Annotated in this window: 17 protein-coding genes; 9 read left to right on the top strand and 8 right to left on the bottom strand. The window is 69.0% G+C overall.

Features of this window, described 5'->3' with window-relative positions; genetic code table 11:
* Nucleotides 1-108: 108 nt before the first annotated feature.
* A complete protein-coding gene (locus GS424_RS06250; RefSeq protein WP_160943212.1) occupies nt 109-1,443 on the bottom strand; it encodes a glycosyltransferase family 2 protein in 1,335 nt (444 codons plus the stop codon).
* Nucleotides 1,444-1,808: 365 nt separating this feature from the next.
* On the opposite strand from GS424_RS06250, the gene ahcY reads away from it, so the two are divergent.
* The 3 genes from ahcY to GS424_RS06235 all read left to right on the top strand — a co-directional run bounded on the left by ahcY (nt 1,809) and on the right by GS424_RS06235 (nt 5,298).
* Entirely contained in the window at nt 1,809-3,068 is a 1,260-nt protein-coding gene (gene ahcY / locus GS424_RS06245; protein WP_160943211.1) for an adenosylhomocysteinase, read from the top strand.
* A gap of 135 nt (nt 3,069-3,203) precedes the next feature.
* On the top strand, nt 3,204-4,040 hold the full coding sequence (locus GS424_RS06240; protein ID WP_160943210.1) for an SDR family oxidoreductase: 837 nt from the start codon (nt 3,204-3,206) through the stop codon (nt 4,038-4,040).
* 91 nt (nt 4,041-4,131) lie between these two features.
* Nucleotides 4,132-5,298, top strand: a complete 1,167-nt coding sequence (locus GS424_RS06235) for an iron-containing alcohol dehydrogenase (protein ID WP_160943209.1) — start codon at nt 4,132-4,134, stop codon at nt 5,296-5,298.
* 70 nt (nt 5,299-5,368) lie between these two features.
* Here GS424_RS06235 and GS424_RS06230 read toward each other — a convergent pair whose 3' ends face one another.
* The 4 genes from GS424_RS06230 to GS424_RS06215 all read right to left on the bottom strand — a co-directional run bounded on the left by GS424_RS06230 (nt 5,369) and on the right by GS424_RS06215 (nt 7,609).
* The gene (locus GS424_RS06230) at nt 5,369-5,788 is read right to left on the bottom strand and encodes a type II toxin-antitoxin system VapC family toxin (RefSeq protein ID WP_255466636.1); all 420 of its coding nucleotides are present in this window, start codon (nt 5,786-5,788) and stop codon (nt 5,369-5,371) included.
* On the bottom strand, nt 5,785-6,027 hold the full coding sequence (locus GS424_RS06225; RefSeq protein ID WP_160943207.1) for a FitA-like ribbon-helix-helix domain-containing protein: 243 nt from the start codon (nt 6,025-6,027) through the stop codon (nt 5,785-5,787). Before GS424_RS06225 ends, GS424_RS06230 begins: the two co-directional genes overlap by 4 nt.
* Before the next feature lie 95 nt (nt 6,028-6,122).
* Nucleotides 6,123-7,193, bottom strand: a complete 1,071-nt coding sequence (gene rsgA, locus GS424_RS06220; RefSeq protein WP_160943206.1) for a ribosome small subunit-dependent GTPase A — start codon at nt 7,191-7,193, stop codon at nt 6,123-6,125.
* The gene (locus tag GS424_RS06215; RefSeq protein ID WP_218958885.1) at nt 7,193-7,609 is read right to left on the bottom strand and encodes an RNHCP domain-containing protein; all 417 of its coding nucleotides are present in this window, start codon (nt 7,607-7,609) and stop codon (nt 7,193-7,195) included. Before GS424_RS06215 ends, rsgA begins: the two co-directional genes overlap by 1 nt.
* Before the next feature lie 496 nt (nt 7,610-8,105).
* Between GS424_RS06215 and GS424_RS06210 the strand changes: the two genes are divergently transcribed.
* Genes GS424_RS06210 through GS424_RS06195 form a run of 4 tightly spaced genes read left to right on the top strand, consistent with a single transcriptional unit; the run spans nt 8,106 to nt 13,921 of the window.
* Nucleotides 8,106-9,437: an MFS transporter gene (locus GS424_RS06210; protein ID WP_160943205.1), complete on the top strand. Its 1,332-nt coding sequence runs from the start codon at nt 8,106-8,108 to the stop codon at nt 9,435-9,437.
* A 19-nt stretch (nt 9,438-9,456) separates the two neighbouring features.
* Nucleotides 9,457-11,322 carry a glycoside hydrolase family 2 protein gene (locus tag GS424_RS06205; protein ID WP_160943204.1) on the top strand — a complete coding sequence of 622 codons (1,866 nt, stop codon included), beginning with the start codon at nt 9,457-9,459 and terminating at the stop codon, nt 11,320-11,322.
* Nucleotides 11,319-12,545, top strand: a complete 1,227-nt coding sequence (locus GS424_RS06200; protein WP_160943203.1) for a galactokinase — start codon at nt 11,319-11,321, stop codon at nt 12,543-12,545. The genes GS424_RS06205 and GS424_RS06200 overlap by 4 nt, the downstream gene beginning before the upstream one ends.
* The gene (locus GS424_RS06195; protein ID WP_160943202.1) at nt 12,542-13,921 is read left to right on the top strand and encodes a galactose-1-phosphate uridylyltransferase; all 1,380 of its coding nucleotides are present in this window, start codon (nt 12,542-12,544) and stop codon (nt 13,919-13,921) included. The genes GS424_RS06200 and GS424_RS06195 overlap by 4 nt, the downstream gene beginning before the upstream one ends.
* Here GS424_RS06195 and GS424_RS06190 read toward each other — a convergent pair.
* Nucleotides 13,893-14,768, bottom strand: coding sequence for a LysR family transcriptional regulator (locus GS424_RS06190; RefSeq protein WP_160943201.1), 876 nt, complete (start codon nt 14,766-14,768; stop codon nt 13,893-13,895). The genes GS424_RS06195 and GS424_RS06190 overlap by 29 nt on opposite strands.
* A gap of 115 nt (nt 14,769-14,883) precedes the next feature.
* Here GS424_RS06190 and GS424_RS06185 point away from each other — a divergent pair, with 115 nt between their 5' ends.
* Nucleotides 14,884-15,735 (top strand): aldo/keto reductase, encoded by an 852-nt coding sequence (locus GS424_RS06185; RefSeq protein ID WP_160943200.1) that lies wholly within the window; start codon nt 14,884-14,886, stop codon nt 15,733-15,735.
* A 48-nt stretch (nt 15,736-15,783) separates the two neighbouring features.
* Here the strand turns inward: GS424_RS06185 and GS424_RS06180 are convergent, their stop codons facing one another.
* Entirely contained in the window at nt 15,784-16,431 is a 648-nt protein-coding gene (locus tag GS424_RS06180; protein ID WP_244977692.1) for a flavodoxin, read from the bottom strand.
* A gap of 35 nt (nt 16,432-16,466) precedes the next feature.
* On the bottom strand, nt 16,467-17,888 hold the full coding sequence (locus GS424_RS06175) for a DUF362 domain-containing protein (RefSeq protein ID WP_244977691.1): 1,422 nt from the start codon (nt 17,886-17,888) through the stop codon (nt 16,467-16,469).
* A gap of 79 nt (nt 17,889-17,967) precedes the next feature.
* Between GS424_RS06175 and GS424_RS06170 the strand changes: the two genes are divergently transcribed.
* Nucleotides 17,968-18,582: a Type 1 glutamine amidotransferase-like domain-containing protein gene (locus tag GS424_RS06170; protein WP_160943198.1), complete on the top strand. Its 615-nt coding sequence runs from the start codon at nt 17,968-17,970 to the stop codon at nt 18,580-18,582.
* The last annotated feature ends 75 nt before the right edge of the window (nt 18,583-18,657 follow it).

Below are 18,657 nucleotides of genomic sequence, written 5' to 3'. Positions count from 1 at the left end.
GAAACGTACGGTTTCGGGCGCGATTCCGACCGTTTCGGGCGACCGCGCCCACAAAAAAGCGGCGGGCCGAGGCTCGCCGCTTTCGCGTGTTGCTTGTCGGTCGAAGCGCTAGATGATGCGCTCGCGCTGCTTCTGGGGGGCGGCGCTGGCGGCGTCGGAGAGCTCGGCCACGTCCACCGAGATGCTGTGCTTGATGGGCTTCCAGTTGCACTTCTTCACGAGCGCGACGAGCGCGATGGGGATGTAGGTCATCATGAACACGGGGAACGTGAACATGTACAGCACCTTCTTGCCCGTGGTGGAGCGGATGGAATCCCATTCCACGAACGTGGTGAGCACGCCGAACATGAACATGAAGATGAAGTAGTTCATCAGGCAGAACAGGATGGACGACAGCGACGAGGCCACCATGATGCCCGTGGACATGGCACCGGTGAGGCTGAGGAACACGATGATGGCGTTGAACAGCACCGACACGATGGTCAGCAGCATGCCCGGCGCGATGGTCATGAGCATGTCGTAGCAGGCGAAGCGCGCGCCCTTCGGGTTCACGGCGATGCCCTTCGCCAGGCGGGCGCCGTAGTGCCAGAACACCTGGTAGAAGCCCTTGGCCCAGCGGAAGCGCTGGTTCCACGAGTCGCGGAACGTGATGGGCTGCTCGTCGTAGAGGATGGCCGTGGGCGTGTAGCTGATGCGCGTGCCCTCAAGGATGCTGTTCGCCGAGAACTCGATGTCCTCGGTGAGCAGGTGCCACTTCCAGCCGCCGTTCTTCTCGATGATGTCGGCGGCGATGAAGAAGCCCGTGCCCGACACGGCGCAGCTCGTGTTGAGCGTGAGGCGCGCCTGGTTCAGGAACTTGGCCTCGCGCAGGAACCACACGGCGTAGCCGGCGGAGATCCAGTTGGAGTCGTAGTTCTTGGAGTTGCGGTAGCTGGTGGAGGCCTTCGCGCCGTTGTCGTAGGTCTTGTTCATCTCGCGGAAGTAGTTCACGTCCAGCACGTTGTCGGCGTCGAACACGAAGAACGCCTCGTAGCCCTTGTCGGCGTAGCGCTCGCGGATGCACTGGAAGCCGTAGTCGAGCGCGTAGCCCTTGCCCACTTCCTTGTCGTTCGTGCGGGGGAACACGATGGCGCCGGCCTCGCGGGCCACCTCGGCGGTGTCGTCCGTGCAGTTGTCGGCGATGACGAACACGTCGATGAGCTCGGAGGGGTAGTTCTGCACCTTGATGGAGTGGATGAGGTCGCCGATGACGGCGCTCTCGTTGCGCGCGGAGATGACCGCGGCGAACTTGTGGTTCTTCTTCGCCGTAAGAACCTTGGGCTTACGCGTCAGCACCACGAACACGTAGTACAGCTGATACGTGTAGCAGATCGTGAACGTGAGAAACACGCAGAAGTTGAATATATCAACGAACGAGATCTGCGAAAAAAACTGGTCCAGCACCTTTGCTCCTTTGTCGGGCCGCGAACCTGCTTGGCGACCGTGCCATCGCGCACCCGTCTTGTGCGGGTCGCGCTCCGCCCCCCTTGGTGTTGTTCGGTTTCGTCTGAGGGTTGTGCGGAACGCCGACGAGCCCTGCCGATGACGCGAGGGCTGCTATGCGTTCCAAGCTGGACAGATTATAGCGGGTGGGCGGCCGTTCGGGGCAACAACGAGTCCGTTCGTTACCGTTTCTTCCGAATTTGAGGCGATAAATCACCGGTATTCACAAAGGTTCTGCATATGAACTTCATAAATGGGTCGGCCCGGCTATGATAATCTGAGAGATCGAGAATCGAACGTTCCCTTATGTCAACGGAGGCATACCCTTGAACTACGACATCAAAGACATCGCGCTGGCCGACGAGGGCCTCGCCCGCATCGAGTGGGCCGACCGCGACATGCCCGTGCTCGCGTCCATCCGCGAGCGCTTCGAGCGCGAGAAGCCGCTCGAGGGCGTGCGCATCGGCGCCTGCATGCACGTGACCACCGAGACGGCGAACCTCATGCGCGCGCTCACGGCCTCCGGCGCGCGGGTGACGCTGTGCGCCTCCAACCCGCTGTCCACCCAGGACGACACGGCCGCGTCGCTCGTGCGCGACTTCGGCATCGACGTGTTCGCCGTCGCCGGCGAGGACGCCGACACCTACAACCGCCACATCGAGGCCGTCATCGCCACCGACCCGCAGATCGTCATGGACGACGGCGCCGACCTCGACACGGCGCTGCACACGCGCTTCACCGACAAGCTGCAGCACGTGGTGGGCGGCACCGAGGAGACCACGACGGGCGTCGTGCGCCTCATGTCCATGGCAGCCGAGGGGACCCTCGCCTACCCCGTGTTCAACATCAACGACGCCAACACGAAGCACTGCTTCGACAACCACTACGGCACCGGCCAGTCCACGCTCGACGGCATCGTGCGCGCCACGAACCGCCTGCTGTGCGGCCGCACCATCGTGATCTCGGGCTACGGCTACTGCGGCAGCGGCCTGGCCCTGCGCGCGAAGGGCATGGGCATGCGCGTCGTCGTGTGCGAGGTCGACCCGCTCAAGGCGCTCGAGGCGCACATGGAGGGCTACGAGGTGATGCCCGCGGCCGAGGCGGCGCGCCTCGCCGACGTGTGGGTGACCGTGACGGGCAACTGCAAGGTGGTGGACGGCCCGGCCTTCGAGAACATGAAGGACGGCGCGATCATCTGCAACTCGGGGCACTTCGACTCCGAGATCAACCTCGAATGGCTCGAGGCGAACTCCGTCAAGAAAGAGGAGATCAAACCGCTCGTCGAGGAGTACACGCTGCCGGACGGCCGCACGGTCATCGTGCTGGCGCAGGGGCGCCTCGTGAACCTGTCGTGCGCCGAAGGACACCCCGCCAGCGTGATGGACATGAGCTTCGCGAACCAGGCGCTGGCCGCCGAGTACCTGTTCCAGCACGCAAGCGAGCTGGAGAACAAGGTGTACGACGTACCGGCCGCCATCGACGACGGCGTGGCCCGCGTGAAGCTGGAGACGCTCGGCATCGAGATCGACGAGCTCACGGAAGAGCAGATCGCGTACATGAGCTCCTGGAACTTCGAGACGCTGTAAGGGCCGAAGCCCCCTCCCCTGCAGGTAACGAACCCGGCGCCGCGACGCGCCGGGTTCTTTTTTCGCCTATACTGCGAGATGGACGGCAAACCCGCGTCGGGCACCCTAAGACGCCCGCAGAAGGAGGCGTTTGACATGGTCGATTACGCATTGGACGGCAAGGTCGCCATCGTGACCGGGGCCGCGGGGGCGGGCGCAGGCGGCACAGGCCTCGCCATCGCTGCGCAGCTGGCAGAGAACGGCGCCAAGGTGGTCATGGCCGACATCAACCCCGCCGGCAAGCAGCGCTCCGACGAGCTGAACGAGCGCGGCTTCGACACCGCGTTCGCGGAATTCGACCTCGCCCAGGAGGACGCGATCGTCGCGCTCGTCGAGGGCGCGGTGAGCCGCTACGGCAAGCTCGACATCGTGGTCAACAGCGGGTTCATGCAGCTCAAGGAGGGCCAGGTGGCCGAGACGGACGTCGAGACATGGGACCGCGTCTTCGCCGTCAACATGCGAGGCACCTTCCTCATGGTGCGCCACAGCCTGCCCCACCTGCTCGAGCACGGCGGCGCCATCGTCAACGTCAGCTCCACGGCCTCGCTCGTGGCCGAGGACAACACGGCCGCCTACGCCTGCTGCAAGGCCGGCGTCAACGCGCTCACCCGCTCGGTGGCCGTGCAGTACGGCGACAGGGGCGTGCGCTGCAACGCCGTGGTTCCCGGCTCCATCCTCAACGACCAGGTGCTCGCGTACGCCGCGACGAACGAGTCGGTGCAGTTCCAGTTCGACATGCTCAAGCGCCACGCGCCCCTCAAGCGCTACGGCGCGGCCGAGGACATCGCGAACACCGTGCTGTTCCTGGCCAGCCCGTTGGCGCGCAACATCACCGGCCAGGCCGTCGTGTGCGACGGCGGCTATTCCATCCGCTCGGGCATGTGGGCCGACGTCCACGAGTACAAGCAGGACCACCCCTGGGACACGATGTAGAAAGTTCCGCTTGACTTGGAGCGCGCTCCAGGGTTCATGATAGGCGTCGAAGCAACGGACGCACGATCATGATTCGCGATAGGAGATGCACATGTTAGGAACGTTCAGCTACGTCAACCCCACCAAGCTGTACTTCGGCGAGGACGCGCTCGACTCCCTCCACGGGGAGCTGGCGCGCTACGGCGACCGCGTGCTGCTGGCATACGGCGGCGGCTCCATCAAGAAGACCGGCCTGTACGACGAGGTGCGCGGCATCCTCGCGCGGTGCGGCAAGGAGGTGTTCGAGGTGCCGGGCGTCATGCCGAACCCCACCGTGGAGAAGCTGCTGGAAGGCTGCGCGGTGGCGCGCGACAACGACGTCGACCTGATCCTGGCCGTGGGCGGCGGCTCGACGGTGGACTACGCGAAGGCCGTGAGCGTGTCGGCCTGGTGCGACGAGGACCCGTGGGAGAAGTACTTTGCGCGCCTCGAGGAGCCCGAGAACCGCATCATCCCCGTGGGCAGCGTGCTGACCATGACGGGCACCGGCTCCGAGATGAACGGCGGCTCGGTGATCACGAACCGCGCGACGAAGCAGAAGATCGGCCACGTGTTCGGCGAGGAGGTTTTCCCGAGGTTCGCCGTTTTGAACCCGCGCCTCACGTTCACCGTGCCGCGCTACCAGATGGTCGCCGGCATCTTCGACATCATGTCGCACATCCTGGAGCAGTACTTCTCGGGCGACGACGACAACACCTCGGACTACCTGGCCGAGGGGCTCATGCGCTCGCTCGTGCACTCGTCGCGCATCGCCGCGGTGGACCCGGAGGACTACGAGGCGCGCAGCAACATCATGTGGACGGCGGCCTGGGCGCTGAACACGCTCATCGCGAAGGGCAAGTCCACCGACTGGATGGTGCACATGATCGGCCAGTCCATCGGCGCGTACACCGACGCCACGCACGGCATGACGCTGTCGGCGATCTCGCCGGCGTACTACCGCCTCCTCATGCCCTACGGCCTGCCGAAGTTCGCCCGGTTCGCGGTCGCGGTGTGGGGCGTGGACGCCGCCGGCAAGACCGACGAGCAGACGGCCGCCGAGGGGCTCGAGCGCATGGAGGGCTGGATGCGCGAGATCGGCCTCGTGATGAGCATAACCGAGCTGGGCGTGACCGACGACATGATCGACGGCATCGCCGACGGCTCGTTCGTCATGGACGGCGGCTACCACGTGCTCGACCGCGACGAGATCGTGGCCGTGCTCGAAGCCAGCAAGTAGCGCCGCGCGCCGCCGCCTCGCCCGGGTTCGGACGGGGCGGCATGGGAAGCGCTCGTGTCGCCCCGCCCGCCTATCGAGGCTCGAACGGATTCTCCATCTCGATGCCGAGATAATCGAAATCATGCACGTTGCGCGTAGCGAGGACCGCCTCGTTGCGTTGGCATATCGAGGCGATCATCAGGTCTTCGATCGTAGGTACGCGACCGCTCGAAAGGGCGCGATCGTGCAGGCGCGCGCACAGAAACGCACTGAACGCATCGAAGGGGAACGTCTTGTCCGAGCAATCCATGACGATTGCCGAGATGGCCTCCTCCAAGAGTCGGCGGCGCTTTCCTTCCGGTAGGCGCAGCATGCCGAAGTACAGCTCTTTGACGGTTACCGAAGTAAGGTACACCTCCCCTTCGCGATCGAAGAACCAGTCGACGACGTCAGGCGATGGGTGAGGTTTCATCAACTCCGAAACCACGTTCGTGTCGGCAACGTACCTCATAGCCAGCCCGCTGCGTCGAACGTGCGAGCGGGATGGCGCTCGGGAGCTTCGATCTCGAGGCCGTCCGCCGACGCAGCGGCCCTCCGGAGCATCGACACCCAGTCGCGCGGTTCAGGCTGCAAAGCGGATTCGAGGATCGCCCGCGCCTCGGCTTGTTGGGAGCGGCCGTTCTTCGCCGCGCGCGCGACAAGCGCGTCCTTGGCGCGGTGATCGAGGTTTCGAATGAGCAGGTCTGGCATGGCGATCCTTTCTCTTGAAGCGCATCCAGATGATATCATCGATATCATCTGGATGCAAACGGGGAGGGGAACCGAAGAGCGGCGGTGCCCGCACCTCAGCGCTTCGCGGGCAGGCGTTTGACAGCTTTCGAGATATCCTTGTACTTCCGTTCCTTTTGGGCCAGGTAGCCGGCCTTGTCCTCGGCGAACGCGGCCTCGGCCTTCAGCTTGCGGTACGCCTGCCAGCGGCGCTCGGACAGCTCGCCGTCCGCGATGGCCTCGTAGACGGCGCACCCCGGCTCGGACGCGTGGGTGCAGTTCGAGAACCGGCACGAGGCGAACAGGCGCTCCACGTCGGCGAACCCCTGCTCGAGGCCCTCGGCGACGTCCCCGAGCCCCAGCTCGCGCATGCCGGGCGTGTCCATCACGAGGCCGCCGCCCGGCAGCAGCACGAGCTGGCGGCGCGTGGTGGCATGACGGCCGCGGCCATCGGCGCGCACGGCGCGCGTTTCGAGGACGTCCTCCCCCAGCAAGCGGTTGACCAGCGTCGACTTGCCCACACCCGACGAACCCAGAAGCGCGACGGTCCTGCCGGGGCGCAGGTAGGGGCGCACGGCCTCGCAGCCGCCCTCCTCCATCGACGACACGGCCAGCACGTCGACGCCGAAGGCCACCGACTGCACGGCGCGCAGCCGCCGCTCCAGGCTGTCGCACGCATCGGCCTTCGTCAGCACCGCGACGGGCACCGCCCCGCTTTCCCACGCGAGCGTCAGGTAGCGCTCAAGGCGCCGCAGGTTGAAGTCCCCGACGAGCGACATGCACAGAAACGCGGTGTCGATGTTCGCGGCCACCACCTGCCGCTCGAGCGTTGCACCTGCCGCCTTGCGCACGAAGGCGCTCGTGCGCGGAAGCACCTGCCCGATGATGGCGCGCCCGCCCGCGTCGTCCGCGCGGTCCATGAGGACGAAATCGCCCACCGCCGGGAAGTCGGCGGCCGAGCGGGCGGCATGGCGCAGCCTGCCCGCCGCTTCGGCGAAGAGCTCGCCCTGCGCGCCGACGACGCGATACAGCTCGTGGGCCTGGGACAGGACGCGTCCCACGACGGGGTCCTCGACGCCGGACGCCTCGCGCGCACGCTGCATGAGCGCGTCGGTCACGCCGTAGGCGCGCAAGTCGACGGCCGCCATCACGCCTCGCCCCCTTCGCGCGTTGGCGTGCCGCATGCGTCCGCCCCGAGCCCCTCGAGAGGGAACGGCGGCTCTGCCAGCGGCTTCACGGCGATGGACATGAGCTTGACGGGGTTGTCGTCGGCTGCGATGCGGTTGGAGCTCAGGTGCCCGCAGCGTTTGCAGCGGTGCACGATGGCCCATTCCCCGCCGTTGCGCACCCACACGCTGATGGGTTCCATGACGCTTTCGCACACGGACGCCCGGTCGCCGGGCCGCTCGTCGACATGCAGGCTGTGCAGGCAGTGGGGGCAATGGTTGCGATGGCGGCTTCTCGCCTCGTCGGGCGTGACGAGGCGGCCGCACTGTTTGCAGATGAAGCTGTCCATGCAGGCATGAGCCTGGTAGAAGGCGCTGCCTCTCTTACATTTTTTCACGGTGGTTCTCCCAAAACGTTGATGGTCGTTGCCCTGTTTGGGAGGTTCCGGCGGAGACTAACGCTCGCAAACCTCCCGGCTTGCGACAAGCTCCACGCTACATCCTTGTGACAAAAGTCATGCTCCTCAAGTTGTGTTGACGCCGCCGTTTATACCACAGGAAGGCGGAGGGCCGCAAGCGCGGGCCCGGGGAGCCTCGCCCGCCGCGCGTCGCGCAGCGCGCGGGCGACCACCTTGTCGAGCGGCACGAGCCCGGGGAAGGCGACGCGGCAAAGACCTCGGAATCTCTGCCAGAAGGCACGGTGCCAACCGCATGCGCCCCTGCCAGGCAGCGCGGGACCCTTCGGCCCGCTTCCCCGCTCAGGATGGCAAAGCGCCGATCGCGAAGGGGCGGCTCGCGAGCCGAAGGCGAAGCGCGGCAAGGAAGGCGTGCGCGGCGGGCGGGAATCCGGTAGGATGGCACCAGGTTGTTTTCCTCAAGAGAATCGACGCCGCCATGCATGCAGAAAAGACCTCCTCGCCCCGCCCCGGCCTGACGAGGAAAACGTGGACGCTCATCATCCTGCTGTCGTTCTTCGGACAGGTGGCCTGGGCGCTCGAGAACAACTTCTTCAACCTGTTCATCCAGGACGTGTTCAACGCGTCGCTCGCCGATGTGGCGCTCATGGTGTCGGCCTCGGCGCTGACCGCGGCGGCCACCACCCTGTTCGTGGGCGCGTGGTCGGACCGCGTGGGCAGGCGCAAGGCGTTCATCGGCGCAGGCACCATCCTCTGGGGCGCGTCCATCATCGTGTTCGCGTACCTGCAGACCATCTCGCTCGCGCTGGCCGGCACCGCGGCGGCGGCCATGGCGTTCGGCGTGACGCTGACCATCGTGTTCGACTGCGTCATGACGTTCTTCGGCAGCCTGGCGAACGACTCGTGCTTCAACGCGTGGGTCACCGACATCACCACCGAGAAGAACCGCGGCAAGGTGGAGGGCGTGAACTCGGCCATGCCGCTGCTGGCGATGCTGGCCGTGTTCGGGGGCGCGATGTTCCTCATGATCGTGCGGCCCGACGGCACGGTGACCTACGACTACCCGCTGTTCTTCACCATCGTGGGCGTGGCCGTGGTGGTGCTCGGCATCGTGGTGGTGCTGCTCATGCAGGACTCGCGCCCCGAGCGCACGCAGGCGGGCGGCTACCTGGACAACGTGCGCTACGGCTTCCGCCCGCGCGCGGTGTCCGAGCACCGGATGCTCTACCTCGTGCTGCTGGCCTACCTCGTGTTCGCCACCGCGCTGCAGGTGTTCATGCCCTACTACGTGCTGTACCTGCGGCTTCCCTACATCCTGGGCGAGAACTACGTGTTCGTGATGGCCCCGGGCATCGTCATCGCGGCCGTGTTCACCATCCTGTACGGCAAGCGGGTCGATCGCCGCGGGTTCCTGCGCGCGGTCGTCGTGCCGCTCGCGCTGTTCGTGGCGGGATGCCTCGTGCTCACCCTGCTCACGAGCGCGGCGGGCGTGTTCGTCGGCTCGGTGCTCATGCTGTGCGGGTACCTGGGCGCGGTGGCGTGCTTCGGCGCCGAGGTGCGCAACAACACGCCCGCCGGCTACGTGGGGGCGTTCCAGGGCGTCCGCATCTTCATGGCGGTGCTCATCCCCATGCTCGTGGGGCCGTGGATCGGCTCGACCCTGAGCGCCACGTCGGGCGCCATCGGGTTCGGCGTGGTGGGAGACGGGTTCACGCCGTCGTCGCTCATCTTCTTGGGAGGCGCCGTCGTGGCGCTGCTGACGTTCGCCGTGCTGCCGTTCATCCGCGCGCAGCGGCGACGCAACGACTAGGGACGAAAAGGAGCCAGCCATGCTCGACCTCAAGCGCGTCATCGCAAGCGCGCCGCGCAAGCCGGAGCACGCCGCGCTGCAACCGCTGACCACGCCGTGGAGCGACCTCGCCGCAGCGGGCGGCGACCGCGCGGCGCACCACCCGCGCCCGCAGTTCGCGCGGGCGGCTTTCGAGGTGCTCGACGGGCGCTGGGACTACGCGATCGCGCCCGTCGCCGACGCGGCGAGCACGTGGCGCGACGCCGAGCCGCCCGCCGCGTGGGACGGGGACATCCTCGTGCCGTTCTCGCCGGAAGCGCCCCTGTCGGGCGTCGGGCGGCAGCTGCAGCCGGGCGAGCTCCTGTGGTACCGGCGGCGCTTCGGCGCGCCGGAGGGGTTCGACGCATCCCGCCAGCGCTGCATCCTGCACTTCGAGGCCGTGGACTACGCATGTGCCTGCTCCGTGAACGGCGCGCGCGTGGGCGCGCATGCGGGTGGGTACCTGCCGTTCGCCTTCGACGTCACCGACGCGCTGACGGACGGCGACAACGAGCTGGTCGTATGCGTGCACGACCCGAGCGACGCCGGCGTGCAGCTGCGCGGCAAGCAGCGGCTTGCGCGCGGGGGCATCTGGTACACCGCGCAGAGCGGCATCTGGCAGAGCGTGTGGTTGGAGGCGGTGCCGAACGCGCACCTGGAGTCGCTCGCCATCGACGCGCGGGCCGACGAGGGGAAGCTCGTGCTGCGGGCGGACGTGCGCGCGGACGGCGGCGCGGATGCGGCAGCCGGGACGGCGCCGGCGGTGAGCGTGCGGCTGCTGGACGGCGGCGTGGAGGTCGGGCGCGCGTCCGCGGCGCCGAAGGACGGCGCCTGCACGATCGCCATCGACGTCGCCGACCCGCACCGGTGGAGCCCCGACGACCCGCACCTCTACGACCTCGAGGTGTCGTACGGCAGCGACCGGGTGGACAGCTACTGCGCGTTTCGCACCGTGACCGTGGAGGAGGACGGGCGCGGCGTGCGGCGGCTGTGCCTCAACCACGAGCCCGTCTTCCTGCGCGGCGTGCTCGACCAGGGGTACTGGCCCGACGGCCTCATGACCGCGCCGTCGGACGAGGCGCTGGCCTTCGACGTGCGCGCGATGCGCGAGGCCGGCTTCAACCTGCTGCGCAAGCACATCAAGGTGGAGAGCGACCGCTGGTACTACCACTGCGACAAGCTGGGGATGCTGGTGTGGCAGGACATGGTGAGCGGCGGCGCGGCGCCCGACCCGTGGCACTCCAGCTACAAGCCCACGTTCTTCCGCGGCTCGTGGGGTCGCTACGCCGACGACGACCCGCGCCACTACCCCGGGCTCGCGTCCGACAGCGCGGCGTTCCGCGCCGAGTGGACCGACGCGTGCGCCGCCACGGTGCGCCATCTGGGGAACCACCCGTCCATCGTGACCTGGGTGCTGTTCAACGAGGCCTGGGGGCAGTTCGACGCGCGCGCGGCGGTGGAGCTGGTGCGCGGGCTCGACCCGACGCGTCCCATCGACGCCGTCAGCGGCTGGTACGACCAGGCTTGCGGGGACTTCCTGAGCGTGCACAACTACTTCCGGCCGCTCGAGGTGTACGACGACGCGGCGCGGCCGCGGCGCGCGTTCGTCATCTCGGAGTTCGGCGGGCTGTCGTGCCACCTGGCCGCGCACAGCGCGCTGGCCTCGTCGTACGGCTACGCCGCGTACCCCGACCTCGCGTCGTTCCGCACGGCCGTGCGCGAGGTGCTCGCGCAGGCCGACGCGCTGGAGGAGGCGGGGCTCGCGGGCTACGTGTACACGCAGCTGTCCGACGTCGAGGAGGAGACGAACGGGCTTCTGACCTACGATAGGCGCGTCGACAAGCTGACGGAAGGGGGCGCACGATGAGAACCGAGGAGGAGGCGCTCGCGCACCTGCGGTGCCGATTCGCCACGCTGTTCGGCGACGCGGACGGGCGCGCGTTCGCGTTCGCCTCCGCGCCCGGGCGGGTGGAGCTGGCCGGCAACCATACCGACCATCAGGGCGGGCGCACCATCTCCACCGCCATCGGCCTGCGCATGTTCGCCCTGGCCGCGCCGAACGGCACCGACGACATCCGCGTGTGCATGGAGGGCTTCGGCGAGGCGCTTGTGAACGTCGGCGACCTCGAAGCGCGCGAGGAGGAGCGGGGGACGTCGCGCGCGCTCGTGCGCGGCATGGCGGCGGCGTTCGCGCGCGCGGGCGGCATGGTGCGCGGCTTCGACGCGGTGACGTGCTCGGACGTGCCCGCAGGGTACGGCGTGTCCTCGTCGGCCGCCTTCGAGATGCTGCTCGGGCTGCTGATCCGCGCGGTGTGCGAGCCGGACGGGCCCGCTCCGGAGCGCGACCTCACCTCGCTCGCGCTGGAAGGATCGTGGGCGGAGGACGTGCATTTCGGGAAGCCGAGCGGGGCGCAGGATCAGCTGGCAAGCGCGTACGGCGGCATCGTGAGCCTCGATTTCGAGGGCAGCGTGCCCCGCGTGGCGCCCGTCGACTTCGACGTGCGGACGAGCGGGCACGCCCTGTACCTGGTGGACAGCCGTTGCGATCATTCCCGCTACACCGACGAATTCGTGGCCATCCCCACCGACATGCGCGCCGTCGCACGGCGCCTCGGCCGCGAGAGGCTCGAAGACGCTCCCTATCGGGAGTTTCTGGAAGCGCTGGCGAGCGTGCGCGTCGAGCTCGGCGACCGCGCGGTGCTGCGCGCCCTTCACTACTTCGAGGAGACGCGGCGCGTGGCCGCGCAGGAGCAGGCGCTGGCGAGCGGCGATTTCGCGGCGTTCCTCCGCCTCGTGCGGCAATCGGGCGCATCGTCGGCCCAGTTCCTGCAGAACGTGTCGCCGCGCGGCGACGGCTCGGGCGACGAGCAGCCGGCCATGGTGATCCTCGCGCTGTGCGCGCACCTGCTGGGCGGGCGCGGCGCGTACCGCATCCACGGCGGCGGCTTCGGGGGCAGCGTGCTGGCCATCGTGCCGTGCGACGAGGCTTCGGCGTTCCGCACCTCGATGGACGCGCTGCTGGGCTACGAGGCCTGCCTGCCCGTGTCGATAGGCGCTCCGGGAGCGCGCGTCCGGCAGGTCGCCCGATGAGCACGCCGCTGCCGCCGCCCGAGGAGGTGCGCGCGACGTTCGACCGCCTGCTCGCGCGCGAGGCCGAGCAGGCGGCAGTGTACCTGCACGGCCTCGGCGTTGCAAGCGGCTACCTCGCGGGGGCGGCCGACGCGCGCAGCATCCGCTGGACGAGCGGGAGCGCGTACGGCCCGCTCGAGTGCACCGTCAACCTCGCGAAGCCCGAGAAGGACCCGCGCGCCATCGCCGCGGCGGCGGGCGCGACGGACGCGGGAGGCGCGGGGGCCGAAGGAGGAGCGGGGGCCGGCGTCGGCGTGCCGCAGTGCGACCTCTGCTGGGAGAACGAGGGGTTCCCCGGCACGCCCGAGCACCCCGCCAAGCCGGGCCTGCGCATCGCCGCCATCGAGCTGGGCGGCGAGCGCTGGGGGCTGCAGTTCTCGCCGTACGCGTACTTCCCCGAGCACTGCATCGCGCTGTCCGCGGAGCATCGGCCCATGAAGATCGACGAGGCCGGCTTCGAGCGGCTGCTCGACTTCGTCAACCTGTTCCCGTTCTACTTCGTCGGCTCGAACGCCGACCTGCCCATCGTGGGCGGCTCCATCCTCTCCCACGACCACTTCCAGGGCGGACGCCATACGTTCCCCCTCATGAACGCGCCCGTCGAGCGCGCCGTCGAGCTGCCGGGGCTGCCGGAGGTGCGCGCCGGCGTCGTGACATGGCCGGCGTCGGTGCTGCGCCTCGCCTCGCGCGACCGCGCCGCCCTCGCGCGGGCGGCGGCGCGCGTGCTGGACGCGTGGCGGGGCTTCTCGTTCGAGCCGGGCGGCGTGCGCGCGTGCAGCCGCGGCGCCGGGGGCGCACCCGTGCGCCACAACACGCTCAACCCCATCGTGCGGCGCGTCGGCCCCGCCTACGTCATGGACCTCGTGCTGCGCAACAACCGCGCCGACGGCGCGCGCCCGTGGGGCGTCTTCCATCCCGGCGAGGAGCTGCACCACATCAAGAAGGAGAACATCGGCCTCGTCGAGATCATGGGGCTGGCCGTGCTGCCGCCCCGCCTCGCCCGCGAGCTGCCGGCCGTAGAGCGCGAGCTGCGCGCGGCCGTGCGCGAGGGCCGCTCCCCGCGCCAGTTGGAGGCGCGCCTGCTGACCTGCGCGGACACCGCGCCCCACGCCCCCTGGGCGGCCGACGTGCTGGCCCGCCGAGGCGCGGACCTCGCCGCGGATCGCGCGGACGGCCCGCGCGGCGGCGCCGAGGGCGGCGCGCCCGGCCCCGTCGTGCGCGAGGAGGTCGCCCGGGTGTTCGCCGCCGTCCTCGAATCCACCGGCGTCTTCAAGCGCGACGCCGTCGGCCGCGCGGGCTGGGACGCGTTCATCGGGGAGCTGGGCCGCCCCCGGTGAGGGCGAACCTGCGCTCGAGCCAGTCCATGAGGTCGTTCAGCGGGTGGCCCGGCCTCTCGCGCATGGCCAGGTAGAACGTCACGTGCACGGCGGCGTCTTCGAGGGGGATGGAGACGCGGTCGAGATCGGCGCGCTTCAGCTCGGACTCGTCGGTGACGAAGCTCGGCAGCGGCGAGGTGCGCGCCAGCTGGCCGAACACCAGGTAGTCGCTCTGCGTGACGTAGTGGGCGCGCGGCATGAGGCGCTCGCAGATGTCGCGCCAGAACCCGATGCCGGCGTACAGCAGGAACGTCTCGCCGTCCAACTCCGCAAGCGAGAGGGAGGAGCGGCCCGCCAGCGGATGGCCCTTCGGCAGGAACGCGCACAGGTCCTCGCGCATGAGCACGGCGCTGCGCACGCCCTCCCCCTCCGGACGGTGCGGCACGATGGCGAAATCGAGGGTGCCGTCCAGCAGCCGGCGTTCGAGCTCGGCCACGGGCATGGTCTCGGGATTGGCCACGAGGTCGGGGCGGCGCTCGGCGATGGCGGGCATGAGCCGCCACAGCGGCGCGGGCGCGCACGTCCCGACGCGCAGCATGCTGCGGCGCGCCCGCAGGCCGTCGAGCGCCTCCCGCATGCGGGCGACGTCGCGCAGGATGCCCTGCGCGTGCTCGAGCGCCAGCAAGCCGGCCTCGTTGAGTTCCACGCTGTTCTTCGTACGCGCGAACAGGCTGGCGCCCAACTCCGCCTCGAGGCGCTGCATCGAGCGGCTCAGCGCCGGCTGCGAGATGTGCGTCCGCTCCGCGGCGGCCGAAAACGTCCCGCACGACGCGACCGCCTCGAGCTGCCTCAGCTGTTCCAGTTCCATCGCTTCACCTCCGCTATGCGTTTCATGCATGGCTACAACGCTTCTTGCATTGTACTTCCTTCTTTCGGCTCTGCATACTATGCATAGAGAACCGATCACGACGAAAGGAAGCGACATGGATTACCTCACCTTGAGCAACAACGTGCGCATGCCTCTTTTGGGCTACGGCGTGTACCAGGTGGACGCCGGCGACGCCGAGCGCTGCGTGAGCGACGCCCTGGAAACGGGTTATCGCCACATCGACACCGCCCAGGCGTACTACAACGAGGAGGGCGTGGGCGCGGCCATCGCGAAGAGCGGCGTGGCGCGCGACGAGCTGTTCCTCACCACCAAGGTGTGGATCTACCACGCCGGCGAGAAGAACGCGGCGGCCTCCATCGACGGCTCGCTGCGCAAGCTGGGGTGCGACTACGTCGACCTGCTGCTGATCCACCAGCCCTTCGGCGACTACTACGGAACCTGGCGGGCCCTGGAGGCCGCGTACCGCTCCGGCAAGGCGCGTGCCATCGGCGTGTCGAACTTCTACCCGGACCGCCTGGTCGACCTCTGCCGATTCAGCGAGATCAAGCCCATGGTGAACCAGGTGGAAACGCACGTGTTCCAGCAGCAGCGCGCCGCGCGCGAGGTCATGGACCGCTACGGCGTGGCGCACGAGTCCTGGGGGCCCTTCGCCGAGGGGCGCAACGGCTTCTTCTCGAACCCGGTGCTTGCGGCCGTGGGCGCGAAGCACGGCAAGACGGCGGCCCAGACGGCGCTGCGCTTCCTCATCCAAAGCGGCGTGGCCGTCATTCCCAAGTCGGTGCGCAAGGAGCGCATGCGGGAGAACTTCCAGGTGTTCGATTTCGAGCTGGACGCCGAGGACTTGGGCGCCCTGCGCGCGCTCGACAAGGGGGAAAGCCTGTTCTTCAGCCACTACGACCCGGAATTCGTCGAGTCCATGGCCGATTTCGGCACGCGCGTGATGTAGCGCGCCGCCGCCCCGCGGGCGGCGCTCGCGGGGCGGCGGCGTTGCCGATCAGGCGCGCGCCAGCCCCTCGATCCACGGCTCCACCTCATCGAGCGCGCCGGGAAGGCTGCCGCGCGTGAGATGCAGGGCTTCGCGCACGTCGGCTTCGGGGCACAGCTCGCGCAGGGCGTCGAGGGCGGCGGCGTTGCCGCTCGAGCTGCTCGTGGAGAACGGGGCCGCCGTCTTGCCCGCCAGGTCGTGCTGCGACAGGAACGCCCGCATCACGTGCGGCAGGCCGCCCCACCAGATGGGATGCCCGAGGTAGACGGTGTCGTAGGCGTCCCAATCGGGCGCTTCCCCGACGAGGGTCGGCAGGTAGCCCTCGTCCTGCTCGCGCTGCACCTGGGCGATCATGGCGTCGTAGTCGTCGGGATACGCATCCGCCGTCTCGATGCGGAAGAGGTCGGCTCCCGTCGCCTCGGCGATGCGCTCGGCCACCGTGAGCGTGGTGCCCGAGTACGAGAACACCGCCACGAGAGCGCGTCCGCCGCTCGTCCCCGAGGCCGGGGCGGGCGTCGGCTCGGGCTCGGCGCCCGGGGCGTCCGGCTCGGGCGCCGCTGCGGGTTCGGCGGGCGCCGCGCACCCGGCCAGCACGTCCGCGCCGAGCACCGCCAGCCCCAAGCCGAACGAGCCCATCACGAAGGTTCGCCGATCCATATCCCGTTCGTTCATTTCATGCTCCCTTTCAATCGTTATCGCAGTATGCGGACGAGCTCGATGCCTTCTGCCTCGCCGCGGTCGCGGCTGTAGAGGCGCTCGACCGCGTTGTTCCAATGCTCGTGTACGCCGAGGTTTCCCACCGGGCCGCCCGCGCCGTCGCGGTAGGCCGCGCCCGACGGCGGCGCGGCGACGAGGGCGGCCTCGTGCAGGTAGTTCTCCACGCCCAGGTTGCCGTCGAGCGCGGCGTTGCGCGACGTGACCGCCGGCTGGTTGATGAGGAAGTCGGCGCCCACCGAGTCGAGCGCCACCGGATCCTGGGACAGCAGCAGGCTGGCAGCGAAGCCGCCGTCGAAGGGAGCGCCCTCCCACCGAGCGGCTTCGGCCGTGACCGATGCGCCCTCGGACGTGGCGGGCACGAGGCCGTCGAGCATCCACAGCATCGTCTTGCCGCCGAGGTGCGCGTTCGCCAGCAGGTCGACGAGCACGGTGTACATGCCCATGACCTGGCCGGACACGAAACGATGCACGCCGGCGGCCTCGGGCGGGCGCAGACGGCTGGAATTGACGAGCGAGCCGAAGTGGTTCTTCGCGCTGAGCGTCAGGCCGTAGGAGTGCCCCTTGAGGCTGGCGAGCCCGATCAGGTAGTCGGCCTCGGACGCGCACGCCGGCACGACGTTGGCGTCGCCGGCCACGTCCGCGGACCACCGGATCGGCGCGTCCTCGTCGCCGACGACGTCGTTCGGGCCGCCCTCGTCGTTGTAGCGGAAGCGCACGTCGGCGAGCGCGCCCTCCGAGCACAGCGCGCGCACGTGCTCGGGGACGATGCGGCACACGTCGTACACCGTGATGTCGGACGCCGCCGCGCCCGCATCCTCCACGAGCGAGAGCAGCAGCGCCCGCAGCAGCACGGGCGTCGTATAGCTCATGGCGCTGTCGACGTCCGAGCCGTTCGTGCCCGCGCCGTTCATGTTGGCCTTGACGGCGATCTTCTGACCCGCCCGGTAACCGCCGCTGCGCCCGACCCGGGCGTTGTGCGCCTCGAACAGCGCCCGCCACCCGGACGCCGCGTCGTCCGCGCCCGCCGTGGCGGCGATCCCATCGTCCACCATGCGCCGCACCGCACCCTCGTCGAAGTGCTCGCGCTGCCACCAGTAGCCCGATCCGTCCCAGATCACGGCCGCCGCATCGCGCACCCAGGCGACGCGCCCCGGCAGGGCGCCCACACCGCGCCCGAGAGGCTCGTGCGGCGGGAACGCCGAATCGTAGGGAAGCTGCGCGGCGCGCGGCGCATCGGGCGCGGCGGGTTCGGGCGCCGCCGCCGGTTGCTCGCCGCCGCCTGCGCAGCCGACCAGCGCCCCGCCTGCCAACGCGGTCGCCCCGAGCGCGGCCGCACCCATGACGAACGTGCGCCGATCCATGCGCGCTGCCTTGCGAGTGCCCTTCATCTCGTTCATCGCGACCCCTTTCGTCGTCGGCTTCCTGGTACCATAGCGGCTGGAGCGCACTTCAGGTCAAGCGGGAAAGGACGGTTTTATGGAGAAACTGCTTCTCGTTTCCCTGTTTCAGAGCGTCACGGGCCTCCTTAGGCAAGTCGAACCCGACCTCAAGGGCAAATCCGTCACCTACATCCCCACGGCAAGCCGCGTCGAGCGCCGGGGGTTCCTCGCCCGCATGAGCCGATGGGTGCTGCGCAGCATGGGCCTGCGCGTGGACGCGATCGACGTGTCCACCGCCCCCTACGAGGCCATGCGGCGCGCCTTCGAGCGCAACGACCTCGTCTTCGTCGTGGGCGGCAACACGTTCTACCTGCTGCAGGAGCTGAGGAAATCGGGAACCGACGAGCTGCTGCGCGAAGCGGTGCGCGCGGGAAAGCTCTACATCGGGGAGTCGGCCGGGGCCATCGTCGCGGCGCCCGACATCGCGTACTCGCGCGCCATGGATCGTCCCGACCGCGCGCCCGACCTGCGCGACACCGTCGGGCTCGGCCTCGTCGATTTCTACCCGGTGCCCCATGCGAACAACCGCGAGCTGGGACCTGCCGCCGAGCGTATCGTCCGCGAGCACGCCGGAGCCCTCGACGTGCGCCCCTTCGACGACAAGCAGGCGCTCTACGTGGAGAACGGAGCCGTGCGGGTGCTGAACGCTTGAGCCGAGATGCCCCAAAAGGGGACAGCTCCCTTTTGGGACACTTTCAACCGTCCGTCCCCGCCGTGCGCCATAAAG

The organism is Eggerthella guodeyinii, assembly GCF_009834925.2.
In the GTDB taxonomy this organism is placed as follows: Bacteria; Actinomycetota; Coriobacteriia; order Coriobacteriales; family Eggerthellaceae; genus Eggerthella; species Eggerthella guodeyinii.
This window is presented reverse-complemented; position numbering and strand designations above follow the sequence as displayed.